Consider the following 23289-nt stretch of genomic DNA (forward strand, 5'->3'; position numbering starts at 1 on the left):
GGAAAGGCCACGCGCCAACCAGGGTTGGCGACTAACGGGTCCCGCACATGAAAACGCCGCCCATTGGGCGGCGTTTTTTGCTCCTGTGGGTGCCGACCGTTGGTCGGCCTATTTCAGCAGCGGTCACGGCAACCGCGGATTACCGAATTCGTCGCGCTCTTCGTTGGCGTCATACACCGGCGGCTGCACCGCGAGCGGCTGTTCTTCCACCGTGGCACGCAGTGGCGTCTCGCCGCCGCGCACCAGCGCCACGCTGTCCTCGCCGCGCTGCAGGCGCAGCGCATTGGCCAGGCACTGCGCGGCCAGCGCGTGTTCGCCACGCTGGGCGAACAGTTCACCCAGCGCTTCCCACGCCGGTGCACCGGCGCCCGCGGCGATGGCCTCGTGCAGGAACGCATCGGCGGCCTCCCACTGCTGCTGGGCCAGGGCCACGCGGCCCTGCGCCAGGCGCAACGCGGCCGAGCCGTCATGCACGTTGCGCCAACGTGCGAGGTTGGCCTGGCGGGTAGCCAGGCGCTCGGCCGGCAGACGGCCATACAGCGCCACCAGTTCGTCATCCCAGCGCTGGTCCAGGGCCTGTTCCAGCGCCAGCAGCGCCGGCTCGTCCCAGTCCAGCGCCACCGCGCGGCTGGCATAGGCGCCAACCACGTCCGGAGTCGGTCGCAGTGCCTTCGGCGTGGCTTCCCACTGCGCGGCCAGTGCGTTGACGTCGGCCGCTTCCAGCAGCGCTTGTGCAGCCAGGCGTGCTTCCAGTTCACTGCTGGCCTCGGCCGGCAGCACCTTGCTCTGGCGCAGTGCACCCAGCTGGCCATACGCCTCGTGGGCGCGGCCGGCCTGTGCCAGTGCCTCGGTGCGCAGCCACAGGCCACGTGGCGGCAGCGGCTGGATCGCCGCTACGTCCAATGCGTTGATCGCATCCACCGGCAGATCGCGCGCCAGCAGCTGTTCGGCGCGCAGCAGCGCCTGCAGGGTGGCATCACTTTCGCCCAGGCGCTGCAGCAGCGCCTCGCCAGCCGGGCCGTCGGCACGTGCCTGCGCGCTGCGCACGGCGTTGGCCAGCGCCACCGCGCTCACTTCCGGATCCTTGGCGGCACCGTCCAGCAGTTTCTCGGCACGCTGCCACTGGCCGTGCTCATAGGCCTGCAGGCCGTCGATCAGGCGCACCCGGCCCTGTTTGCGGCGGTAGCGGCCCCAGGCGCGGAACGGTGCGGCGATCAGGCTCCACAGCAGCCATAGCACCAGCACCGCGATCACTGCCAGCAGCGCCACCTTCGGCAGGTTGCTGTGGTAGTCGTAGCCGCCGTAGCGCAGGGTCACTTCGCCGAAGCGGTTCAGGTCATCGGCGCCGAGCCATTGCGCAGCGACCACGCCGATGGCCACGGCCAGCAACAGCACGACCAGGGATTGCAGGGGTTTCATGCGGGCTTACCTCCGGTCGGTCTGGGTGCGCAGTTGTTGCAGGGTGCTGCCAAGGACAGCGTCGTTGGCCTGCAGCGGCAGTTCGCGCAAGGCCTTCAGTTCAGCACGTTGCGCGCGCAGGGCTGGTGAATCCGGCCAGCGCCGCTGTGCCCAGTGCTCCACGCGGTCCAATGCGGTATTGCGCCCCGCGCGGTCGCCGCGCTCGATTGCCGCACGTGCCAATGTCAGTTCCAGCTGCAGCGCGTCGTCGGCATTGCGCTGTTCGGCGGCGGTCAGCGGGCCGTTCTGGCGGCTCGGGGTGATGTCCACGAACGGCGCCAGAGCTGCCTGCCACCAGGGTTTGGCGGTGCTGCTGCCGGTTGTGCCGGTGATCTGCGAAGGCAGGCCCTGCAGTGCCCTGCCCACAGCATCCAGACGCTGCAGCGACTGCACGCGTGGGCCGCTGCCGAGCGCATCCAGTGCCTCGCGCTCCTGCACCAGCGCCTGACGCAGGTTCAGGCCATCACTGTCGGGCAGTTCGGCCAGTGCCGTCGCGGCCTGGGCGTACAACCGGCGTGCGCCTTCCACATCGTCGGCGTAGTTCAGGCGCTGCGCGGCCTGGGTCAGCAGCAGTTCGGCCTCATCGCGCTGTACCGCCTGGCGGCCCTGGTTGGCGCTGTCGGCCAGCTTGGCCAGGTTCTCTTCCAGCAATGCGCTGCGCTGGGAAAGGCCCAGCATCTCGTCGCGCAGCACGCGGTTGGTGGCGGCCGCGTCCTGCAGGCGCTGGCTGGTCGCGCGCTGGTCACGACGCAGCGCATCCAGCGTGGCCTCCAGGCCCTTCAGCTGGACAGCCGTGGTCTGTGCCTGCGCTGCCTGTTCGTTCTGTTGCTGTTGCCAGACATACCAGCCGGCATAGCCGCCCACGCCGAGCACGACCACACCGGCCAGCGGCAGCAGCCAGCGCACGGGTCGACGGGGCGGGGAAACGGGCGGAGTGTCGTTCATCGGGCTTCCTTGTCGGCAACGTCGCCGGTCGGGGGCCGGCAGGCCGCGTTGTGCACAGCATCACTGTTGCCGACGACAGCGGCAAGCGTGACCCACGTCCCTGTTCAGGTCGCTGCCGGGACGGTGAGCGTGGCGTGTGCGGCCGCCACCAGCTGCGCGCTGGTGGGGCCTGCCGCGCGCACGACATGCTGCAGGCCCAGTGCCCGGGCCTGTTCGCCGAGGCGATCACTGGCCACCACGGCAGTCGCGTGCGCCTGCAGACGCTGCTGCAAGGGCGGCGGAAGCTGCTGCCAGAAATGCTGCAGCGCTTCGCCACTGCTCACCGCCAGCATCCACGGCTGCGCTGAATGCGCCAATCGGGCCAGCGCACGGGGCGGCAGGTGCAGAAGGCGACGCTGGTAGATGTCGGCACGTTCGATTGTGGCGCCGGCCGCCTGGAGCTGCGCGGCAATCAGGCCACGCCCGCCGGGCGCGGTCACCAGGCCGATGCGCAGGCCCTGTACGTCAGCCAGCACCGGCAGCGCCAGCAGGCCTTCACTGTCCATCCGCTGCGGCGCGTGCACCTCGGTGATGCCGTGTGCCCGCAATGCGCGCGCGGTGCCTTCGCCGACGGTCAGCCACGGGCTGCGCTGGGCCTCGGCCAGCGGCAGCAGGGTGGCGGCCGCGGTCACGGCGGCCGGGCTGGTGAACACCACCCGATCGCAGTTCAGCGCGCGTTGCAGCTGACGCACCACAGGCGTGCCATGCAGGCGCTGCAGGCGCCAGGGCGCCAGGGCCAGGACATCCCCGCCCAGCCCAGCAACGGCGCGGCGCAGCGCCACATTCTGGCCCCGCGGGCGCAGCGAGATCAGGGTCCAGCGCGCGCCGGAACGGGTGGCGCCAGTGGGTATCGTATGGTCGGCCATTGCCTGCATTATGCGGGCCCTTCGTTGTCGTGGTCGCTGCTCCGATGTCCGTTGATGCCCTGACTTCCTCGTTGGCCGCCCTGCAGGACGTGCTGGACTGCATGCCGGCGGTGCGCGCCATGCAGATCCAGCTCGACGGCTATGCCGATGGCGTGCTGCGCATCACCGCGCCGCTGGCCGCCAACGTCAACGACAAGGGCAACGCCTTCGGCGGCAGCCTGGCCTCGGTGCTGACCCTGTCCGGCTGGGCGCTGGTCAGCCTGCGCCTGCGCCTGGCCGGCCACGATGCCGAGGTCTACGTGGCCGACAGCAACCTGCGCTACCTGGCCCCGGTCTACGAAGACCTGCACGCCCACGCCGAAGCGGCCGAGGCCACCGGCTGGGATGCCTTCCTGAACACCTTCCGGCAGCGCCGCAAGGCCCGCATCAGCATCATCGCCACCCAGCCCGGCGCCGATGGCAAGCCCGCCGCCGAATTCAGCGGTCGCTTCGTTGCCTTCGCCAAAGGGTAGGATGGCAGGCTGACGTTCTGGGGAAACCACTGATGCGCCGCCTGATCCAGTTCCTGATCTGTTCCCTGCTGCTGGCCAGTGCCGTGGCCTCGGCCGACGACCTCAGCCGCAAGCAGCGCAAGCTGCTGGAAGAGACCCAGATCGCCTACGGGGCGACCATCCGCTGGGGCAGCATGGACGATGCCATCGGCTACCTCGACCCCAAGCTGCGCAAGGAAAAGCCGCCCACCGAGTTCGAGCTCAACCGTTACGCGCAGCTGCGCGTGTCGTCCTACCGCGAGCGCAGCAGTGCCTCACTGGACGGGGGACTGGTCGAGCGGCGGGTCGAAATCGGGGTGATCAACCAGAACACCCAGGCCGAGCGCACGGTGGTCGTGGTCGAGCGCTGGCGCTGGGACCCGGAAGCCAAGCGCTGGTGGCAGACCGCCGGCCTGCCGGACCTGTGGAAGGGGCAGTGACGGGCCGCGTCCGGCTTGTGCGACAATCGGCGCCCGCTTAATCGACCCGTGACCTGAGTGAATTACGAAGAGTTGCTGGCCTTTGCAGGCCGAAACCCGATGCTGTCCGCGGCCCTGGTCGGCCTGACCGTGGCCATCATCGTCACCGAGATCCGCCGCCTGTTCCGGGGCTTCAAGGGCATCAAGCCCGCCGAACTGACCCAGCTGATCAACGCGGGCGGCACGGTGGTGGTCGACCTGTCGGCCAGCGGTGACTTCGAGAAGGGCCACATTGCCGGCAGCCGCAACGCCCAGGCCAGTGCCTTCGGCCCGGACCACAAGCTGGTGGCCAACGCCAAGCAGTCGCCGGTGGTGCTGGTGTGCCGCAGCGGCAACGCCTCGGAAACCGCCGCCAAGGCGCTGAAGAAGGCCGGCTTCGAGAAGGTCTACGTGCTCGACGGCGGCATTCCCGCCTGGCAGCAGGCCGAGCTGCCGCTGGTCAAGGGCCGCAACTGATTGCCGCAGGTGGCGGATCCGGCCTTGTATGGGCCTGATCCCGCCCCCATCGCAGTAATTCGACCATCGTTTTCATTGCATTCATTGGAGTTACTGGAAATGTCCGAAGAGATCACCAACGGCGCTGCTGCGCCGGTCGATGCCGCCACCGGCCCCGCTTTCACCGTCGAGAAGATCTACGTCAAGGACGTCTCCTTCGAGTCGCCGAACGCCCCGACCATCTTCAATGATCAGGTGCAGCCGGAGCTGCAGCTGAACCTGAACCAGCAGGTGCAGCGCCTGGGTGAGAACGCCTTCGAAGTCGTGCTGGCCGTGACCCTGACCTGCCAGGCCGGTGAGCGCACCGCCTACGTGGCCGAAGTGAAGCAGGCCGGCGTGTTCGGCCTGGTCGGCCTGGACCCGCAGTCGATCGACGTGCTGCTTGGCACCCAGTGCCCGAACATCCTGTTCCCGTACGTGCGCCAGCTGATCAGCGACCTGATCCAGGCCGGCGGCTTCCCGCCGTTCTTCCTGCAGCCGATCAACTTCGAAGGCCTGTACGCAGAAACCCTGCGCCAGCGCCAGGAGCAGGGCGACGCACCGTCGCTGGCTGACTCCGAGCCGGCTGGCAACGCCTGATTCCTGCCGCGACGTCACGGATGAGCACTCCCGCTGACAAGATCGCCGTGCTGGGCGCCGGTTCCTGGGGAACCGCGCTGGCCAGCCTGCTCGCACGGCACGGTCATCCGACCGTGCTGTGGGGGCGCGACGCTGCCGTGGTCGAGGCCATCGACCAGCGCCACGAGAACCCGCGTTACCTGCCGGGCATCCCGCTGCCGGACAGCCTGCGTGCCACCACCGACCTGGCGTCGGCGGTGGAAGGCGCGGCCTGGATCCTGGTGGTGACCCCGTCGCATGCCTTCGGTGAAACCGTGCGCGCGCTGGCGCCGCTGCGTCCGGCCGGTGCCGGCGTGGCCTGGGCCACCAAGGGCTTCGAACCCGGTTCGGGCCGTTTCCTGCATGAAGTGGCGCGCGAAGTGCTGGGCGAGGACGTGCCGCTGGCCGTCGTCACCGGGCCATCGTTCGCCAAGGAAGTAACCCAGGGCCTGCCCACCGCGATCACCGTGCACGGCGACGTGCCCGAGTTCGCGCAGACGGTGGCCGAGGCGATGCATGGCCCGGCGTTCCGCGCCTACACCGGCGACGACATGGTCGGTGCCGAGCTGGGCGGTGCGATGAAGAACGTGCTGGCGGTGGCCACCGGCGTGGCCGATGGCATGCAGCTGGGCCTCAACGCCCGTGCCGGCCTGATCACCCGCGGTCTCAATGAAATGCTGCGCCTGGCTGCGGCGATCGGCGCCAAGCCGGAAACGCTGATGGGCTTGGCCGGCCTGGGCGATCTGGTGCTGACCTGCACCGGTGACCTGTCGCGCAACCGTCGCCTGGGCTTGGCCCTGGGCCGTGGCCAGACGCTGCAGGATGCCGTGCGCGAAATCGGCCAGGTGGTCGAGTCGGTGCAGACCGCCGACGAAGTGATGCGACAGGCACGCCGCCATGGCATCGACCTGCCGATCTCCGACGGCGTGCGTGCCGTGCTGCACGGCGAGCAGACCCCGGAAGAAGGCCTGCGCGCACTGCTGGCGCGGGAACAGAAACCGGAATACCCGGACACGCTGTTCAAGTGAATCGAAAAACCCCGGCCACGTGCCGGGGTTTTTTATGTGCGCGAGCCATCCACGCATGGCGTGGATCTACTGCCGAACCCGCTTCTGGTAGCTGCCAACCTTGGTTGGCGCCCGACGGCGGCAATCACCGCGCCCGTGGCGGCGCGCTGGTGTTGTCCATGTCCGAGAAGATCAACCACGGCCCGTCGCCCACGCGCTTCAGCGTCAGCGTGAACTTGCCGGTGTCCCCCTCGTTGCTGCCGTAGCGATACGCACCAATGATGTAGCCCGTATTCCCCTCCACCGCATACGCCAAGACACGCAGCCGCAACGGACTGCTGCCCTGACCGGCATACGCGGCCTCGATCGCACTGCGGCCGCGCACCGGCGGCTGGTTGCTCTGCAGTACAAGACCATCCTCGGCAAACAGCGCAGCCAATGCCTTGGCATCAGCCGAGCGCCACGCCCGCTCGTAATCGCGTAGTACGCGCTCCAGCGGTGCGGGCAGGGCTGCGCCCGGGAGAGGCCGTGCAGGCTTCGCGCCTTCTGCATCGTGGGCGATTGCCGACGATGCCAGCCGCAGGGCACTGCAGAAGATCATGGCGAGTCGTGTACGGCGCATGCGTCCGGCTCCAGGCGATGACGGGACGCTACGAACGCATCCTGGCACGGTGCTGGTTAGAATCACGCGGCCGCCGATTTGGTGGATGCAGCGCAGATCAGACAAGGACGGGGAATGAAGATTCGAATCACAGGGATGGCACTGACGGTCGCATTGCTGGCCGCCTGCGGGCAGGCACCGGCACCCGATGCAGCACCAGCCGCACCAGCACCGGCCACAGAAGCACCTGCGGCCACGGCAACGGTGGGCGAGAAGGCGCCATCCATCGAAGATGGCGTGGATCCCTCGGTGTGGGACAACGAAGGCGAACCGCAAGACCCGAGTGCCGGCGGCGAACTCACCTGCGTGGACAACCCGCTGGCGACGCATTTCTTCACCCTGGTGGGCGGCAATACCGTGGACGACTGCGGCCGCAAGGACCCGAAGGTGCTGGCCGCGTTCAACGCCCTGATGAAGGACACAGCCGCAGCCGAATCCGCTGACAGGGAGATTCCATCGCTGCGCGAACGCCTGTTGAGCGGGCCCAGCGGTCCTGGTGAGCCGCTGGTGCTGCAGGGCGAGCCGTGGTGGTTCTATACCGCCTGCCAGGCCCACGACTGCCCCGGCACCGCGTTGGCGATGCTGTATTCGCCGACGGAAGCGAGGATGGTCGGCCGTCTTACCGCGCGCTGTCGTGTGTGGTGGCTGGGCGAGCCGACGGCGGAACAACGTGCGCAGATCGAACAGCGCCAGCCACTGCAGGATGCCGCGTTGAAAGAAGACAGCGCGCTCTGCGAGTGATGTGACGCGCTCCGCAGCGCCGAATCCTACCCGGCGGAATCGCGGGCGTTGTCGCCCGCGTCACCCTTCCGGGCGCATACGCGCGCTGGCCTGTGCGTTCATGGTCAGGCACGCCAGGATCAGCCCTTCCATCACCCGGTCGCCCACGTACTCGGCCTCCGTGCCGTTCTGACGCACGCGCTCGGCCGCCAGCAGCAGCTCCAGCGTCACGCGTTGGCCGGCCAGTGCACAGTCCGCATCGGCCAGCGCCATGCAGCGGCCCGGCATCTGGTGACGCTCTGGCCAGGGCTGGCCGTCGGCGGCCGCGCCTTTGCCGATGCGGTGAAGCGTGGCGATGAAGGCATTCGGATCGGTCGCAGCCGCGTGCTCTGGCGGCCCACCGCCAGTGGCGGATGAGCGATGCGGATGCAGGCGTGGGAAGTCCGGTGATGTCATGGCAGTGCCCCGTGCAGGACAGACGGTAGCCGCCACGCAAAGGTGGCGGGCGGAGACGTGGCTCGAAAACCGGGACAGTGCGTACAAGGCCGGCAGGCACAAGGCCTCCACGCTCCGCCCGCCATAGTCGGCAGACGAATTGCCCGCCGGCGCCACACTGGGTGACGCCGACGGGCAGGCGCATACAACGTACGCATTGCCACGGGTTTTCGAGGCCCGGCCACCTTTTTCCGGTGGCACGCCATCTGTACCGCCGTCGCTGCGAAACGCCAATCAGACGAGTTGCAAACAGCGTTCGATCAAAGACGCTTTCAGCATTCTTGCATGCTGTTAAGTCGTCGCAGACGCAGGCGCCGCAACGGCCGTAGCAGCATGGGGAATATGCGACATGGTTCGAACTTGATGACAGGGATATGGGTACCCCACCAAGCCGATGACGACAGTGCGGAGCGAAGAACGTAAATCGAACTCGCCCCACTCTGGTTGTCAGCGCTCTTGGGGTCTTTCGTACCACGCCTGAGTACGGTTGACGATGCGCACCACGGACAGCATGACCGGCACCTCGATCAGCACGCCCACCACCGTCGCCAGCGCCGCCCCGGAATGCACGCCGAACAGTCCCACCGCAGTCGCCACCGCCAGTTCGAAGAAGTTGCTGGCACCAATAAGCGCTGACGGGCCGGCCACGCAATGTGCCACGCCCAGCCGACGGTTGAGCAGGTAGGCCAGGCCCGAGGTGAAATAGACCTGGATCAGGATCGGCACGGCAATCAGCGCGATTACCAGCGGTTGCTTCACGATCTGCTGGCCCTGGAACCCGAACAGCACCACCAGCGTCAGCAGCAGCGCGGACAGGGACAGCGGCCCCAACCTTCGAAGCGTGAGTTGCAGGCCCGCCTCGCCGCTGCGCAAAAGGATCCAGTGCCGCAGCAGTGCAGCAGCCAGCACCGGCACCACGATGTAGAGACCAACGGACAGCAACAGCGTATCCCACGGTACGGTGATCGCCGACAGGCCGAGCAGCAGTGCAACCACCGGCGCGTAGGCAACCACCATGATCGCGTCGTTCAACGCCACTTGGCTCAGGGTGAAGTTGGCATCACCGCGGCACAGGTTGCTCCACACGAACACCATGGCGGTGCAGGGTGCGGCTGCCAGCAGGATCAGCCCGGCGATGTAGCTGTCGATCTGTGCTGCGGGCAGCCAGTCGGCGAAGGCATGGCGCAGGAACAGCCAGCCCAGCAGCGCCATCGAGAACGGCTTGACCGCCCAGTTGATGAACAGTGTTACCCCGATGCCCTTCCAGTGTTGCTGCAACTGGCGCATCGCGCGGAAGTCGACCTTCAGCAGCATCGGGATGATCATCAGCCAGATCAGCACCGCAACCGGCAGATTGACCTTGGCCACTTCGGCGGACGCCAGCACCGCGAAGGCACCGGGCAGGACGTGGCCCAGCAGCGTGCCCATCGCAATGCACAGCACAACCCACAGCGTCAGGTGTCGCTCGAACAGGCTCATGGCAGTGGCACCGTCACTGCGCGCCGTCGGTCGGCAACAGCTGGCCGATCCGGTCCAGCGCGTGCTGCAGCGCTTCGCGTTCGGACCACACCGATTCGGGCAGTGCGAGCAGCGCACGCAGCCGCACTTTCACGATGGCATGGGCCAGCGCGAAGGCTGCGGCCTTGTCGGCATCGCTGCCTGCCACGGCGGCCGGATCGGGCAGGCCCCAATGGCTGCGGATGAAGTCACCGAACACCACTGGGCAAGCTTCGGCAGCGGCCGCATCACACACGGTGATGACCAGGTCCATGGGCGCTGCATCCACGAACTCGTCCCATGATTTGCTGCGCAGCCCTTCAACGGGCATTCCTTCGGCATGCAGTTGTGCCAGCGCGAACGGATTGACCTGGCCGGTGGGCTGGCTGCCCGCACTGAATGCCCTGAAGCGATCGCTGTCCCAGGCGCGCAGGGTGGCTTCAGCCAGCACGCTGCGCGCGCTGTTGCCGGTGCAGAGGAACAGGACATTGCGGGTCATGTGGCAATCGCTTCGATGGGGTGGGTCGTGTGCGGTATCAGCACTTGCAGGCGGGTTCGGCGGGGACGCACTGGTTGCTGGGTGAGCCCGCGCAACAGTTGTGCGTGAGGTACTCGATCAAGCCGTTCATGGCATCGAAGTTGGCCCGATAGCAGACGTTTCGGCCCTGGTTCTCGCTCTCCACCAGCCCGGCCTGCACCAGCTCCTTCAGATGGAAGCTGAGCGTGGCCGGCGGCACCTGCAGGGCCGTAGCGATGTCGCCCGCCATGCGCCCTGCCGGGCCGGCCTCCACCAGCAGGCGGAAGGCAGCCAGGCGGGTGGCATGACCGAGGGCGGTCAGGGCGGAGATTGCATTCGATGTTTCCATATTTCTAGAATAATCGAATGAATGAGCCAATCACAAGCCTGGACCTGCCCAACCTGGTGGAATCGTCATTGCCCCAGCCCAATCATCACCAGCTCGCCGCGGCAGATCTGGGGCCGCCGCGCATCCTCCTGCTCTACGGCTCGCTGCGGCCCCAGTCGTTCAGCCGCAAGCTGGCGCTGGAAGCCGAGCGACTGCTGCGCCATCTGGGGTGCGAAACCCGGGTGTTCGATCCGCATGCGCTGCCGATGCTGGACAGCGTGGACCCGCACCACCCTGAAGTGCAGCGACTGCGCGAATGGTCGCAGTGGTCGGAAGGCCAGGTATGGGTCAGCCCCGAGCGGCATGGCACGGTCACCGGCGTGTTCAAGAACCAGATCGACTGGTTGCCGCTGGAAGATGGCAGCGTGCGGCCCACGCAGGGCAGGACGTTGGCGGTGATGCAGGTGAGCGGCGGCTCGCAGTCGTTCAACACGGTCAACGCGTTGCGCGTGCTTGGTCGTTGGATGCGCATGCTGACCATCCCCAACCAGTCGTCGGTGGCCAAGGCCTGGCAGGAATTCGATGACGACGGCCGGATGAAGCCCTCGCCGTACTACGATCGGGTGGTGGATGTGATGGAAGAGCTGGTGAAGTTCACGCTGCTGACGCGGGGCCGGTCGGACTACCTGGTAGACCGTTACAGCGAGCGGAAGGGCGACGCCCACGCCGCGGCATTGGCGCGGGCTGCAGAGGCTACGGCTTCCTGATCCTCATTGGTGCCGATGTGAGGCACGCTCACCCAAGCAGCCTCTTCACCCTTGAAGCTGCAAGGCGGATGATCACCACATAGGCCAGCAACATGCCGGTGCCGATGCCCATTACTTCGATTTCCCAGTTGCGGCGGTAGGGAGAAGGGCCCATGAAGGCCCACGCCAGAAGCACCGCCGCAATCAGCAAGGCGCTGCGATTGGCCTTCGAAATGAGCGCATCTTCGGTCGCGTGCCCCATGTTCGGATCCCAGGAACCGAGCAGCCACCCCAAGCCACGCAGGTAGTCGCGCGCCACGAAGAACAGGAAGACGAATACGCCTCCCATCGTGCTCAGCAGAAACTGGAAGAGTGGGTCCACCGGCGGCCTCATGGACGAGGCAGACATTGCCTCGCAGGATCGTCTACGGGCGCAGTATGCCAGCGTGCCGGGCCTCGGGGGCACCACGCCTCACACGCAGGCGACTCTCCATGAGCAGACTGTGCATCGCAGCCGCCCGGCGGGCGGCATGTGCCCACAACGCCCAGGGCGGACGCACAAACGCACTACTCGCCAGCGTGCTGTGCGGTCTTCTTTTGGTTGCCATCTGTGACGGCACGGCTCTGCGCGAACTCCGGGAACGTCTTCGCGATCGAATCCTTGTCCGGCAGGATGTAGAACACACCGCCCTTCTCGAACGTGGACTGCACGATCTGCTCGTAGAACGCGGGCGAGACATTGATGCAGCCGTGGGTGACGCGGTTGTCGTCCGGCGAGGGCGATGCCAACCGCTCGGCGCGCTTTTCCTTCGGGCTGCCCGGCGGCAGCGGGTGCATCGACACGGCGGAATCGTAGTCCACCCACAGCACGCGTCCGGCATCGTCGGACGGGCCGTAACCGCCAATGAAGCGGCCGGCAGGCGTGGTGCGGTCGTGGCCGGGAATCGCGCTCAGTGCGAGCTTGGCGACGCCCGGTGCGGAATGGTCGCCGATCGCCGACCCAAACAGCGCCGGTGCGGCGCCGCGCAGCTTGCCGTCACCGCCGAAGACCAGAACCTGCGCCGCCGCCTTGTCCATGACCGCAAACGGATAGCCCTGGTTGTCCTTGCTGGCGACCACCCAGCCGGCCAGCTCGATCACTGTCTCGGACACGCTCTGGTCGGGCGGAAGTTCATCAACGGCGGCGACCGATGGTGCAGGTGCGTCCTTGTCCCTGGCGTTGGCTACGCCGCTGCACGCAACGGCCAGTGCCATGGCCAGGGAGGCATGGAGGGCGCGGCGTGCAGGGGAGGGGGAAGTACGAATGGGACGGCTCCTTGCAATGCAATCGTGGGTGGAAGGATGCCAGTGGCCGGCGAAGGCCACTGGGTCCCCGATACACCCGATACAGAGGTGGATCAATTCAAAAGGTGAGGGAGCGATTACCCGCGCGGCTTGCGGCCGGCAGGTGCCCTTTCAAGCTGCTGCACGCGACCTTCGATCTGGTCCAGGCGCTGATTGGCCTGCTGTGCGGACTGGTTGGCGGACTCCGCGCTCTGCGCAGCACCCTGCACCTTGACGTCGAGCTGATCGAGACGCGAGTTGATGGTTGCAAACTCGTTCTTGTATGAGGCGCAGGCGCCAAGGCTTACGGTGGCGATGAGCGCTACAGCAAGTGCGCGGGCCGTCTTCATGTGTTGCGGGTTCAGGTTCATTGCACTCCCTCCTTCGTCTGGGGAAGCTGGAATATAGCGGCGTTTGTTCCCGCCGCTACCAAGCGCTTTCAGCTGGAATTTGAATACGTGGAAGCACTGTGAAGCCGGCTTCTGACCCAGGATTAACAAGCGGGATGAGGCGAGCTGATCTACGTCGGCGGCGTGCCTTGTGCCTGTTCAAGGTCGCCAATTCATCAGTATGAAGCGGCTCTCACAGCACTTGCGTTTCCATGCCTTTGGCAGCAGTGCAGGCAGGCGTCCATCCACTCGCCTCGAACACGGTCGCGGCGGTGTCGGGCCGCACATCCAGCAGCGTGGCGATGGCCCTGGTCCTGTCTGGCGCGCGGGAAACATAGCTGCGCGCGATGCGGTAGCCGACCCAGTATCCGAGATCTCCACGTCGTGCTTCATCGCCGGGGCCGTTGTACAGCCACTTCGAAAGATCGGTGCCCCCACTGTCCTGTACGAACGCGCGCTCCAGCGCACATTCGCGGCCCTGGGCCCAGCGACGCAGATGCGCGTTGGCCGGTTGCCCCGAGATCAGTTCACCCACGTACTCGGCGCCGCCTTCAAGCAACGTCTGATAGAGCAGGGTGGGCTGCGTGACATCGACGCTCGCACCGGGCTGTTGCACGTGCACGTACTCATGGGCGATCAGGTGCACGAAACGATCGCCGACGTCAGGCTGCATCCAGTCGGCGTTGCACAGTGCTTCCAGTCCGATCACCACACCATCTTCGGTGGTGACGCCGCCGCTGTTACCCCGCCCGACCAGCACGGTGACCGGAGGAAAACGTGCAGTGGGGAGCAGCGTGCCCAACCGATCGAGTGCGTCGGCAACCCGCGCGCGGATCGCCGGCAATGCCGCTGCACAGGTCCGCGCCCTGGCGAACAACGCCGGCTTGTCCTGGATGGCCCTGGCCAAACGCTCCATTGATCCGATGCGGCTGTCGGTGAAGCTGCGCAATGCCTCCGTGCCGGTGTCCAGATAGCCGCGCTGCAGGTCTTCGGCACTGGGTTTTCCTCCAGTGGCATCCAGCACGCTGAAGAAACGCGTGACATCGTCTGTCTGTACCACGATGCGTGCAGAAGGTTGGGCGCGCTCGGCCGCGTTGGCTGGCAGCTGCATCATCGGAAGGGCGACGAGCAGCAGCACCCGCACCGCGCGGCGCGCATGGGGCGGAAACAGCAGTGATGCGACGGACGCGTGCTGCATGTGGAGTTCCCTGAACGCCAGCCTTATTTATACACCAGTCAGTTCAATATTCAGGGTCGATTAGACCCCCTAACGGATAATTCACACCTGTCGACCGCCTCCTCTCTCTCCCCCTCCCGGGAGGCGGCCGACGAAACCAAAATAATTAAAGGTGTGTCCCGATGAACAAGAATTCGCTGCTCGCCCTGGGTCTCCTGGCTGCCCTGCCGTTCGCTGCATCGGCAACCGACGGCCTGTCGTACAACTACGTTGAAGGCGGCTACGTGAACACCGATGCCAAGGGCGGCGACGCCGATGGCTGGAAGGTGAAGGGTTCCGTGGCGGTGCACCCGAACTTCCACATCTTCGGCGACTACAGCGCGCAGGAGACCGACAAGTTCAAGAATGACGTCGACCAGTGGCGCATCGGTGCCGGCTACAACTACGGCATCGCACCGAACACCGACCTGGTGGCCCGCGTTGCGTACCAGAAGTTCGACATGAAGCATGGCCTGGACTTCAACGGCTATTCGACCGAAGTCGGCGTGCGCACCGCGTTCAACCCGTACGTGGAAGGCTACGTGATGGCCGGCTACGAGGACTACACCAAGAAGCACGGCATCAACCCGGACGGCGAGTTCTACGGCCGCGTCGGCGCCACCGCCAAGTTCAACCAGAACTGGGGCCTGAGTGGCGAAGTGAAGCTGGCCAAGGCCGGCGACCGCGAGTGGTTCGTGGGCCCGCGCTTCACCTGGTAACAAACGCCTGTCGTTAGTGCGTGTTGTGCTGGCGTGTGACTCTCTCTCTCTCCCACACGCCAACCGAAGCCCGGCCTCGCGCCGGGCTTCACTTTTATGGGCCCCGTGGCGCCACAATGCGGCATGGGCGACCCTTCCTCTCTTGCAGGCACCGGCACGACCTACCAGGAACATCTGACGCCTGCGCCGCTGCGCGGCCACTTTGGCCAGCTGTGGCAGAGCCAGCTTCCTGCCGATGCCGATGGGCACATCACCGTATTGCCCGATGGCTGCGTGGATATCCTCTGGCGCGACGGTGCGCTGTTCGTCGTCGGCCCGGACCGTGTGGCCGCGCACCCGGCGCTGGCACCCGGTGCGCAGGTGCTGGGCGCACGCTTCCGCCCCGGCCAGGCATTGGCCGCGCTGGGCCTGCCTTTGGCCGGGATCATCGGCCAGGCCGTGCCACTGGCTGATCTGAAGGGCGCGTGGGCGAACAAGGCGGCGGCCTCCATCGGCGACACCGCGCCTGCACAGCGCCTGCAGCGAATGGCGCACTGCCTGCAACAGCACATGGGTGCGGCCGCGCTCGATACGCCGGCGCAGCGCGCCCATGTCCTGTTCCAAGCGCTCGCCGCGGGTAATGCCACGCTGGATACGCTGGCGGCGCAGTTGGGCCTGAGCCCGCGCAGCCTGCGGCGTTTCAGCCAGTCGCAGTTCGGCTACGGCGCCAAGACGCTGGAGCGGATCCTGCGGCTGCAACGTTTCCTGCGCCAGAGTCGCGCGCTGCCACAGCATTCGTTGGCGATGCTGGCCGCTGATGCCGGCTATGCCGACCAGGCCCATCTCAGCCGCGAGGCGCGCGAGCTGACTGGCATGACCGCCAGCGAACTGCGCCTGGAGTGGGGCCACTGATGGCCGTTTCGTTCAAGATCGCAGCGCCGCGCTGACCGAAGCTGGGGTTCCAATCACGGAGCAACCTCATGAGCCACGAAGCTACCCACGAAGCCGAACGCCGCATCGACAACATCGAATTCAACGTCGCCGACATCGCCCGCAGCAAACGCTTCTACGGCGAGGTGTTCGGCTGGCAGTTCACCGACTATGGTCCGTCCTACACCGAGTTCGACGATGGCCGGCTGAAGGGCGGCTTCGTGTCTGACGCGCCGTTGCGTGCTCACGGAGGACCGCTGGTGATCCTGTACTGCGCGGACCTGGCCGACGCACAGCAGCGCGTGGTCGCCGCCGGTGGCGAAGTGGTGCAGGCGGTGTTCGCCTTTCCCGGGGGCCGCCGCTTCCACTTCCGCGATCTGGATGGCTACGAACTGGCGGTCTGGAGTGATGTGGACTGAGGTCTTCGTACCTTCGCTGGTGGACGGAACGAGAACCGCTCCGTCCCCGGTCAGGCGGTTCCGCTATGATCGCCCGCACATCGCCACACGCGATGCGTCCGCCTCAAGCCAGCAGGAACCGCCGTGAACTCCCAGCCCGCACCGATCACCGCCGTCAACCACACGCTCGACAACGAGCCGCAGCAGATCACTGCGCCGCTCACCCATTCGGCGGCGTTCCTGGTGCTGAAGGTGAAGGATGACGAGGCGTCGATCGCCAAGGCGCGCGAGGTGCTGGCCAGTACCGACGATCTGATCAAGAACACCGCCATCCGCGAGATCGAGCGCACCTTCACCTGCAACGTTGCCATTGGCCATCGCGTGTGGCAGCCGCTGGTAGGCTCCACGCCGCCACGCGAGCTGAAGCCGTTCCGCGAGATCAAGGGTGCGACCCACACCGCCGTGTCCACGCCCGGTGACCTGCTGTACCACATCCGCGCACGCACCATGGACCTGATCGTGGCGTTCGAGCGCAACCTGCTGATGGCCTTCGGTGACGCGGTGGAAACGGTCGATGATGTCGCCGGTTTCCGCTACTTCGATGGCCGCGACCTGCTCGACTTCGTCGATGGCACGGCCAATCCAGAAGGGCTGTCGTTGCCGGAAGCCACGATCGTGGGTGAGGAAGACCCGGAACATGCCGGCGGCAGTTACGTGGTGGTGCAGAAGTACCTGCACAACCTCGATGCCTGGCGCGCGCAGAAGACCGAGGCGCAGGAGGCGATCATCGGCCGTACCAAGCACGACAACATCGAGCTGGATGATGCGCCGGCCGATGAGCAGAAATCGCACAAGACGCTATGCACCATCGAGGATGCCGACGGCGAGCACGAGATCCTGCGCGACAACATGCCGTTCGCCAACCCTGGCCGCGGCGAGTACGGCACCTACTTCATCGGCTACACGCGCCGCCTGTGGGTGATCGAGAAGATGCTCGAGCGCATGTTCATCGGTAATCCTGCACCGCTGCACGACCGCATCCTCGACTTCTCCACCGCCACCACCGGCGTGACCTTCTTCGCGCCCTCGCGCAAAGTGCTGGCCGACCTGGGCGAGTGATCAACGCACGCGTATGCATCTGGAGGACGTATGTCTGTCTTGAGAGCCCCATTCCTGGCGGCATTGTTCATGGGCATCGCCGGCTGTTCGACAGCACCTGGTCTGCTTGAACAAGCACCCGAGTCATTTGCTTCTTCGAAATCGGTACAGCAGGTCACCGTCTGCCTGTCCCAGACGTGGACACAACGCAACAAGGTCGTGCGCGTGCTGCCCACTGAATCCGGGCAGCGCATTGTCATCGACAACCCTGTGAACCATGGGGTGATTGCCATTGTCGAGCTTGCCCCTGTCCCGACTGGTACGTCTGCACGCTACTGGAAGGGTGCAGGCCTCACCGGCTGGACACGTGATGATCTGAAGGCTTGTCTGGACTGATCGAAGGCAATCCCTCGCAATCGGGCAAGCTCGAAGCGCCGGGCCATCGCCGGCCGCCATCTGCCTGTCATCTAGGGCGCCGACCATGGCGCGCTGGATGGGAGCGCAGGAGGCAGGTGATGGCCATGGCAGGGAACAGGACCGGCATGCGCCGCTGGTGGCGGCCTCTGGCTGCAGTATTCGGCGCGTTGGCACTGGGGAGTGCCGCAGTGTCCGCACAGGAAGCCCCTGCGCACTGGATGGCCTACGCCGCCTCCGTGGGAGGCCAGCTGCAGCAGCGCCTGCAGCAGGAGCACGATCCGCAGGCACAGCGCGTGCTGGAATGGCTGCAGGCACACGCTGACACGCCGACGCCGCTACCGGTGAGCGTGTGGATCGCGGCGGATGGCCGTATTTCGAAACTGGAATTCGACAGCCTGGGCGATGCCCAGGTCGACGCCGACCTGCGCGCGACGCTGCAGGCCGCGCCGTTGCAGGCGGCACCGCCGGCCGACATGCGCCAACCGCTGCGCCTGGGCCTGTTGCTGGAGCCGAAGTAGATCCACGCCATGCGTGGATGTGGTGGGTAGATGCCGACCTTGGTCGGCAGGCGCGCACCAACCCAGGTTGGCGACTACCGGTAGCCCGGCCGCGCATGGCGTGGCGCTACCGCGTTGCCACCTGCGGTTCACGCGCGGCGGCGCTCCATGCGCGCAGGCCGAACACGGCCAGGCCGAGGAAGAACACGTACAGTGCCGCGGTCACGTGCAGCGACTTGAACAGGTACGCACCCACATAGACCACGTCCACCGCGATCCACACCCACCAGCAGGCCACGTGGCGGCGTGCCTGCCACCACTGGCCGACCAGGCTCAGCGCGGTCAGCATCGCGTCCAGCCAGGGCAGCGCGGCATCGGTGAAGGTGTGCATGGCCGCACCCAGCGCCACGCCACCGCACAGGCCGAAGGCCAGGTCGCGCAGCAGCGTGCCGCGTGCCAGTGGCACGATGCGGATGCTGCCCTCATCGGCGGCGTGCTGCCGCCAGTTGAGCCAGCCATAGACCAGGAAGCCACCGAAGGCGACCTGCAGCAGGGTGTCCGAGTACAGCTTGGCCTCGGCGAACACCAGGCCATACAGCGCCACCGACAGCAGGCCCACCGGCCATGCCGACAGCCGGCGCCTGGCCATCAGCCAGACGCCGAGGATGCTGCACAGCGCGGCGGTCCACTCGAGCATCACACCGCTCACAGCGCGAACGTCACCGACAGGCGGGCCTGTCGCGGTGCACCGGGGAACAGGTAGTAGTCACCGCCGCTGCTGCCGGTATCGCGCCAGTAGAAGCGGTTGAATACGTTGTCCACCGACAGGTTCCAGGTCACCGCGCGTTCGTGCAGGCGATGCTGGAAGCGCAGGCCGGCATCGAACACCGAGTAGTCCGGCGCGCGCACGCCACCGTCGGCGCGTGCCACGTTGGCACCGGCATAGCGCCAGCCACCGGTCACGTCCAGGCCCTGCACGAACGGCAGCGCGTAGGCCATGTGCACGCTGGCGCGTACCTTCGGCACGTTCACCAGCTGATGGCCTTCATAGGCCGGCGTGCCGGTGTCGCGCGCGCGCGCCTGCAGCACGCTGGCGCTGGCCACGATCTGCAGTGTGTCGGTCAGCTGGCCGTTGGCGGTCAGCTCCAGGCCGGTGTGGGTCTGCGTGCCTTCCTCGACGAAGGTGTAGCCGACGTCGCTGCTGTCGGGCCTGGCGTACTGGTACGGCTGCGAGATGCGGAACACCGCCGCGCCCAAGGTCAGTGCTTCGACCGGCACGTACTTCACGCCCACTTCCAGCTGCCGCGACTGCACCGACGGCAGGAAAGTGTCGGCATTGCTGGTCCAGAACGGCGCTTCCTGTCCCAGCGAAATGCCGCGCACGTAGCTGGCATAGGCGTTGAGCTGATCGGTGGCCTTCCACACCACCGCGGTCTGCGGCAGGAACCGCGACAGGCGGCTGTGCCGCTGCGGAACGCCACGCTTGTCGTAGGCACGCTCGTCCAGGCGCACGAAGCGGCCACCGGCCAACCACTGCCAGTCATCGCCAAAGCTCATCCGGTCCAGCGCGAAGAACGCGGTCTGGCGGCTGTCCAGGCGTCGTGCGGAGGGGCCGGGCATCTTCGGCGACGGCGCGAACACGGGCACCTGCGGGTCGTGGATGTTGCTGGTGCCGACGTACTCGTTGACGCTCGGGCGCTTGTCCACGGTGCGGCGGAAGTAGTCGGCACCGAGGGTCAGCTGATGGCCGACGCTGCCGGTCTCGAAGTGGCCACGCAGCTCGGCACGGGCCTGCTGGTTGCGGCGGGTGTCGTCCGGGCTGCGGTAGTCGTAGACATCGTAGTCGCCGTTGGGCGCGAAGTAGTTGCCTGGCACGCTGCCATCGGCGCACTGCACGGCGTAGTAGCAGCCGTAGGCGAAGGCGACGTTGTCATCGATCACCGAGCGGCTGTGGCCGACCGAGACGCGCGACTGCCAGGCATCGTTGAAGTCGTAGGTATGCAGCGCGGTGATGTTGGTGCTGGCGATATCCACCGGGCGCTGCCACGGCTGGTAGCCGAGCAGGTGCTCGCGGTCGACACCGCGCGGCAGGTCACGCGCGCCCAGCAGCTGGTAGCCGGACACCGAGCGCTGCGAGCTGGTCTGGTAGTTGGCATCCACTTCCAGCTTGCCGCGCTCGCCGATCAGCCAGTCGGCGGCCAGCGAGTAGAAGTTGCGGCGGCCATCGGCGTGCGCGACGTAGGAATTGCTGGAGTCCCATGCGGCATTCAGGCGCAGGCCGAAACGCGGGGTGATCCAGTGGCCGACATCGACGGCGACGTAGCGTGAGCCTTCCGAATCGGTGCCGAGCGTGGCGGTGCGTACTTCAGCCGGGCGCTTGCCGATGTAGTTGATGATCCCGCCCGGCGCCATCACCCCTGCCGCCAGGCCGGCTTCACCCTTGAGGATCTCGACCGACTGCACGTTCTCCAGCGCCAAGCGTTGCTCGCCGGCGATGGACAGCCCGTTGAAGCGGTAGCCGGTGGCGGCGTCCAGCGCGAAGCCGCGGATGGCGATGTTCTGGTAGTAGCCCACAGGTGCATACGCATCACCCAGCGAGGCATCGTTGCTGGCCAGCTCGGACAGCGAACGTACCTGGCGACGTTCGAGATAGTCGCGCTCGAGCACGTTCACCGAAGCCGGCGTGTCCTTCCACGAACCGCCGCCGAAGGCATTCACGCGCGAGGTATCGGCCTTCGGCTTGCCGGCCTCCACGCGCACCGCCGCCAGTTCGGTCGGCGAGCGTTCGGCACCAGTGGCAGCCGCATCGGTGGTGGCCTCGGCCTCGCTGGCATGCAGCGGCAGCGCGGCGCAGAGGGCGAGTGAGAGCAGGGTGGGGCGCAGGCAGCGGTTCATTCGGTTCGTCTTCGGACAACAAGGGAGACGAAGCGACGGCGCGCAGGTGCACCGGCCCATGATGGGGGTGTGGCTGCGGCTCAAAGCTCCCTACGCCGGTGCAAACCGGATCAGGTTCCAAGGGACTCTCTCAGCCTGGCAGATCCAGGCACCCCCGCTTCAGGTGACCATTTCACTACAAATGGTACGGATTTGCGAGCGCCAGCCGGGGTCAGATCCCTTTCCTGCGGAAAGGGATCTGACCGCAACGCTGCGTCAACCGGATCACGCGACGGCGTGCAGGGCCTGCAGCAGTGCCCGCCCCGGCGCGCTGTGGAACCACGCCGGATGGCCCAGCATGAAGGGCTGCCAGGCCACGTCGGCATTCGCGGTTGAGCGGGTGACACCTTCGAAGTACTCCACTTCGGACAGTGCGAAGTCGAAATGGACCATTGGCAGCAGGTCGGCCAGCAGGTGCACGCGTGCCGCCGACAACGGCAGCACCTCGCGGTAGCCGTCGAGCAGGGCCAGCGCGATATCGATGCGCACCGCCTCCATGCCGCGCTCCAGTTCCAGCCACGCCACTGCGTTGCGCTCGATCGCGGTGGCGAGGTCGAACAGCGCGCTGGTGGGCGACGCCAGGCCGAAATCCAGCACGGTGCTGACCTCGCCGTTGCGCCACAGCAGGTTGGAGACATGCCAGTCGTTGTGCGCCCACAGCCGGGGCTCGGCGCGCAGGCGCTCGGCCAGGCCGGCGTGCCACGGCAGCACGTCGCGCTGCAGCTGTGCTTCCCATGGAATGCGCGCGAGATAGCGTGCCAGCCCGGGACGTTCATCCAGTCCTGCCTTGATGGCGGCGATCGGATCGTCGGCACGGATCAGGTCGTCGCGCGCCACCAGCAGATGGGTGCTGCGCTGGGGCGCGTGGTAGCTGGCGGCGGCACGGTGCAGCTGTGCGAGCGTGCGCCCTGCTTCGCGGGCCTGCGCGACATCGGTCAACAGCGACCACGACACCGCGTCGCGATACAGGTCGTCGCCCACGCCGACATCGTGCAGTTCAAACGTCCATTCGCCGTGTTCGACCGCAGTGTGGCCATCGGTGGCCGGCAGCACCTGCACCACTGGCACGCCGGCGGCGGCGAGATGGGCGATGAAGTGGTGTTCTTCTTCCAGACAGGCCGCGCTGCGCACGCTGTGGTGGTGGCGCTTGATGAACACCGCGCCGCGCGTGCCGTCGACGATGGCGGCGGCAGACAGCGGCCGCGGGCTGTGCCAGCGCGGTTGGCTGTGCCCGCCCAGCTGCGGGTAACGCGTACTCAGCCACGCGATGTCCGCCGCGCTGATCGGTGGCCAGTCGGCAGCGACCTCGTCGTTGTTGAGGCCCTGCACGCGGTGGGAGGAAGACGTCATGCCACAGTCCGATCGGGAAAGTCACATCCAAGGCTGCGCATTCAACGCCATGCGCGTGGCCAACGCAAACGGGCGGGTCATCGACCCGCCCGTCTCCGCGTCATCGGTATGTCGGCGCTGCTTACCAGCCGCGATGGCGGCCGCGGTCGTGGTAGTAGCGGTTGTCGTAGTAACGCTCACGCTGCCAGCGGCGGTCATCGCCACGGTCGTAGTAGCCACTGCGGTAGTAGCCACGGTCGTAACGGCGATCGTAGCGGTCGTCGTAACGGCGATTGTCGTAGTAACGGCGGTCGCGGCGGTCGGAGGTGGTCAGGTTGCCGATCGCGCCGCCGGCCACGGCACCGCCGACGGTGGCCGCAGGGTCGCCGTTGGACAGCAGGTTGCCGGCCACGCCACCGACCACGGCGCCGACCAGGGTGCGCTTGTCCTTCCTCGACATCGCGCTGGCATCGCTGACCACGGCGACACCGGCAACCAGTGCCAGGGCCATCGCCAGACCACGGAAGCTGAGTGTGGAAGTACTGAGCATGTTCGGTTCTCCTGTGAGGTGCATGCCACGCTGGGCAGGGAGGGCGCGGGGCGCCCCGGCTGCCGTGGAGACCACGCTGGCGTTCCGACATTGCCGGAACATTGCCTGGCCTACCGGGCGGCTTGCGCAT

29 protein-coding genes and 1 riboswitch are annotated in these 23289 nt (G+C 66.8%); of the genes, 13 read left to right on the forward strand and 16 right to left on the reverse strand.

The window, feature by feature from the left end:
- Nucleotides 1-123: 123 nt before the first annotated feature.
- The 3 genes from AC5P56_RS15870 to AC5P56_RS15880 all read right to left on the reverse strand — a co-directional run bounded on the left by AC5P56_RS15870 (nucleotide 124) and on the right by AC5P56_RS15880 (nucleotide 3317).
- Nucleotides 124-1419: a heme biosynthesis HemY N-terminal domain-containing protein gene (locus tag AC5P56_RS15870; protein WP_049418860.1), complete on the reverse strand. Its 1296-nt coding sequence runs from the start codon at nucleotides 1417-1419 to the stop codon at nucleotides 124-126.
- A 6-nt stretch (nucleotides 1420-1425) separates the two neighbouring features.
- A complete protein-coding gene (locus tag AC5P56_RS15875; RefSeq protein ID WP_032959352.1) occupies nucleotides 1426-2403 on the reverse strand; it encodes a uroporphyrinogen-III C-methyltransferase in 978 nt (325 codons plus the stop codon).
- 104 nt (nucleotides 2404-2507) lie between these two features.
- The gene (locus AC5P56_RS15880) at nucleotides 2508-3317 is read right to left on the reverse strand and encodes a uroporphyrinogen-III synthase (protein ID WP_014645504.1); all 810 of its coding nucleotides are present in this window, start codon (nucleotides 3315-3317) and stop codon (nucleotides 2508-2510) included.
- A gap of 35 nt (nucleotides 3318-3352) precedes the next feature.
- On the opposite strand from AC5P56_RS15880, the gene AC5P56_RS15885 reads away from it, so the two are divergent.
- The 5 genes from AC5P56_RS15885 (at nucleotide 3353) to AC5P56_RS15905 (ending at nucleotide 6437) form a co-directional block, all read left to right on the forward strand.
- A complete protein-coding gene (locus tag AC5P56_RS15885; protein WP_005407593.1) occupies nucleotides 3353-3820 on the forward strand; it encodes a YiiD C-terminal domain-containing protein in 468 nt (155 codons plus the stop codon).
- Nucleotides 3821-3852: 32 nt separating this feature from the next.
- A complete protein-coding gene (locus AC5P56_RS15890; RefSeq protein ID WP_014035526.1) occupies nucleotides 3853-4278 on the forward strand; it encodes a hypothetical protein in 426 nt (141 codons plus the stop codon).
- Between the two features lie 57 nt (nucleotides 4279-4335).
- Entirely contained in the window at nucleotides 4336-4773 is a 438-nt protein-coding gene (locus tag AC5P56_RS15895; RefSeq protein WP_014645505.1) for a rhodanese-like domain-containing protein, read from the forward strand.
- A gap of 99 nt (nucleotides 4774-4872) precedes the next feature.
- Nucleotides 4873-5391: a protein-export chaperone SecB gene (gene secB, locus AC5P56_RS15900; RefSeq protein ID WP_005407596.1), complete on the forward strand. Its 519-nt coding sequence runs from the start codon at nucleotides 4873-4875 to the stop codon at nucleotides 5389-5391.
- Nucleotides 5392-5411: 20 nt separating this feature from the next.
- A complete protein-coding gene (locus AC5P56_RS15905; RefSeq protein WP_005420929.1) occupies nucleotides 5412-6437 on the forward strand; it encodes an NAD(P)H-dependent glycerol-3-phosphate dehydrogenase in 1026 nt (341 codons plus the stop codon).
- Between the two features lie 124 nt (nucleotides 6438-6561).
- Here the strand turns inward: AC5P56_RS15905 and AC5P56_RS15910 are convergent, their stop codons facing one another.
- Entirely contained in the window at nucleotides 6562-7017 is a 456-nt protein-coding gene (locus AC5P56_RS15910; RefSeq protein ID WP_495231799.1) for a YybH family protein, read from the reverse strand.
- Between the two features lie 135 nt (nucleotides 7018-7152).
- Here AC5P56_RS15910 and AC5P56_RS15915 point away from each other — a divergent pair, with 135 nt between their 5' ends.
- Nucleotides 7153-7818 carry an Ivy family c-type lysozyme inhibitor gene (locus tag AC5P56_RS15915; protein ID WP_495231792.1) on the forward strand — a complete coding sequence of 222 codons (666 nt, stop codon included), beginning with the start codon at nucleotides 7153-7155 and terminating at the stop codon, nucleotides 7816-7818.
- 60 nt (nucleotides 7819-7878) lie between these two features.
- Here AC5P56_RS15915 and AC5P56_RS15920 read toward each other — a convergent pair whose 3' ends face one another.
- The 4 genes from AC5P56_RS15920 to AC5P56_RS15935 all read right to left on the reverse strand — a co-directional run bounded on the left by AC5P56_RS15920 (nucleotide 7879) and on the right by AC5P56_RS15935 (nucleotide 10655).
- A complete protein-coding gene (locus AC5P56_RS15920) occupies nucleotides 7879-8253 on the reverse strand; it encodes a hypothetical protein (RefSeq protein WP_495231793.1) in 375 nt (124 codons plus the stop codon).
- 486 nt (nucleotides 8254-8739) lie between these two features.
- Nucleotides 8740-9771 carry an ACR3 family arsenite efflux transporter gene (arsB, locus tag AC5P56_RS15925; RefSeq protein WP_014645509.1) on the reverse strand — a complete coding sequence of 344 codons (1032 nt, stop codon included), beginning with the start codon at nucleotides 9769-9771 and terminating at the stop codon, nucleotides 8740-8742.
- 13 nt (nucleotides 9772-9784) lie between these two features.
- Complete coding sequence (locus tag AC5P56_RS15930) at nucleotides 9785-10288, reverse strand: arsenate reductase ArsC (RefSeq protein WP_495231794.1); 504 nt, start codon at nucleotides 10286-10288, stop codon at nucleotides 9785-9787.
- A 37-nt stretch (nucleotides 10289-10325) separates the two neighbouring features.
- Nucleotides 10326-10655: an ArsR/SmtB family transcription factor gene (locus AC5P56_RS15935; protein ID WP_014645511.1), complete on the reverse strand. Its 330-nt coding sequence runs from the start codon at nucleotides 10653-10655 to the stop codon at nucleotides 10326-10328.
- Nucleotides 10656-10672: 17 nt separating this feature from the next.
- Between AC5P56_RS15935 and arsH the strand changes: the two genes are divergently transcribed.
- Nucleotides 10673-11401, forward strand: a complete 729-nt coding sequence (arsH, locus tag AC5P56_RS15940) for an arsenical resistance protein ArsH (RefSeq protein ID WP_049441739.1) — start codon at nucleotides 10673-10675, stop codon at nucleotides 11399-11401.
- Between the two features lie 28 nt (nucleotides 11402-11429).
- Here arsH and AC5P56_RS15945 read toward each other — a convergent pair whose 3' ends face one another.
- From AC5P56_RS15945 to AC5P56_RS15960, 4 genes are all read right to left on the reverse strand, one after another.
- On the reverse strand, nucleotides 11430-11762 hold the full coding sequence (locus AC5P56_RS15945) for a hypothetical protein (RefSeq protein WP_227864434.1): 333 nt from the start codon (nucleotides 11760-11762) through the stop codon (nucleotides 11430-11432).
- Between the two features lie 185 nt (nucleotides 11763-11947).
- Nucleotides 11948-12634 (reverse strand): L,D-transpeptidase, encoded by a 687-nt coding sequence (locus AC5P56_RS15950; protein ID WP_014645514.1) that lies wholly within the window; start codon nucleotides 12632-12634, stop codon nucleotides 11948-11950.
- A gap of 167 nt (nucleotides 12635-12801) precedes the next feature.
- Nucleotides 12802-13074 carry a hypothetical protein gene (locus AC5P56_RS15955; RefSeq protein WP_010487149.1) on the reverse strand — a complete coding sequence of 91 codons (273 nt, stop codon included), beginning with the start codon at nucleotides 13072-13074 and terminating at the stop codon, nucleotides 12802-12804.
- Between the two features lie 211 nt (nucleotides 13075-13285).
- The gene (locus AC5P56_RS15960; protein ID WP_495231795.1) at nucleotides 13286-14290 is read right to left on the reverse strand and encodes a DUF2268 domain-containing putative Zn-dependent protease; all 1005 of its coding nucleotides are present in this window, start codon (nucleotides 14288-14290) and stop codon (nucleotides 13286-13288) included.
- 161 nt (nucleotides 14291-14451) lie between these two features.
- Between AC5P56_RS15960 and AC5P56_RS15965 the strand changes: the two genes are divergently transcribed.
- From AC5P56_RS15965 to AC5P56_RS15990, 6 genes are all read left to right on the forward strand, one after another.
- Nucleotides 14452-15027, forward strand: a complete 576-nt coding sequence (locus tag AC5P56_RS15965) for an OmpO family porin (RefSeq protein ID WP_005411880.1) — start codon at nucleotides 14452-14454, stop codon at nucleotides 15025-15027.
- A gap of 123 nt (nucleotides 15028-15150) precedes the next feature.
- Nucleotides 15151-15918: a helix-turn-helix transcriptional regulator gene (locus tag AC5P56_RS15970; RefSeq protein WP_262093382.1), complete on the forward strand. Its 768-nt coding sequence runs from the start codon at nucleotides 15151-15153 to the stop codon at nucleotides 15916-15918.
- A 68-nt stretch (nucleotides 15919-15986) separates the two neighbouring features.
- A complete protein-coding gene (locus AC5P56_RS15975) occupies nucleotides 15987-16355 on the forward strand; it encodes a VOC family protein (protein ID WP_032959386.1) in 369 nt (122 codons plus the stop codon).
- 123 nt (nucleotides 16356-16478) lie between these two features.
- Nucleotides 16479-17453, forward strand: coding sequence for a Dyp-type peroxidase (locus AC5P56_RS15980; RefSeq protein WP_495231796.1), 975 nt, complete (start codon nucleotides 16479-16481; stop codon nucleotides 17451-17453).
- Between the two features lie 69 nt (nucleotides 17454-17522).
- Nucleotides 17523-17828 (forward strand): hypothetical protein, encoded by a 306-nt coding sequence (locus tag AC5P56_RS15985; protein WP_180834766.1) that lies wholly within the window; start codon nucleotides 17523-17525, stop codon nucleotides 17826-17828.
- A gap of 119 nt (nucleotides 17829-17947) precedes the next feature.
- Entirely contained in the window at nucleotides 17948-18367 is a 420-nt protein-coding gene (locus tag AC5P56_RS15990; RefSeq protein WP_046427870.1) for a hypothetical protein, read from the forward strand.
- Between the two features lie 106 nt (nucleotides 18368-18473).
- Here the strand turns inward: AC5P56_RS15990 and pnuC are convergent, their stop codons facing one another.
- The 4 genes from pnuC to AC5P56_RS16010 form a co-directional block, all read right to left on the reverse strand.
- Nucleotides 18474-19043, reverse strand: a complete 570-nt coding sequence (gene pnuC, locus AC5P56_RS15995) for a nicotinamide riboside transporter PnuC (RefSeq protein ID WP_046427881.1) — start codon at nucleotides 19041-19043, stop codon at nucleotides 18474-18476.
- 8 nt (nucleotides 19044-19051) lie between these two features.
- Nucleotides 19052-21241 (reverse strand): TonB-dependent receptor, encoded by a 2190-nt coding sequence (locus AC5P56_RS16000; RefSeq protein WP_227864430.1) that lies wholly within the window; start codon nucleotides 21239-21241, stop codon nucleotides 19052-19054.
- Nucleotides 21242-21311: 70 nt separating this feature from the next.
- Nucleotides 21312-21407, reverse strand: a riboswitch (TPP riboswitch).
- A 98-nt stretch (nucleotides 21408-21505) separates the two neighbouring features.
- Complete coding sequence (locus tag AC5P56_RS16005) at nucleotides 21506-22630, reverse strand: phosphotransferase enzyme family protein (RefSeq protein WP_053494681.1); 1125 nt, start codon at nucleotides 22628-22630, stop codon at nucleotides 21506-21508.
- Between the two features lie 121 nt (nucleotides 22631-22751).
- Nucleotides 22752-23159, reverse strand: coding sequence for a glycine zipper 2TM domain-containing protein (locus tag AC5P56_RS16010; protein WP_014645533.1), 408 nt, complete (start codon nucleotides 23157-23159; stop codon nucleotides 22752-22754).
- Nucleotides 23160-23289: the final 130 nt, after the last annotated feature.

This window comes from Stenotrophomonas sp. YJH_SMC_131 (assembly GCF_059367975.1).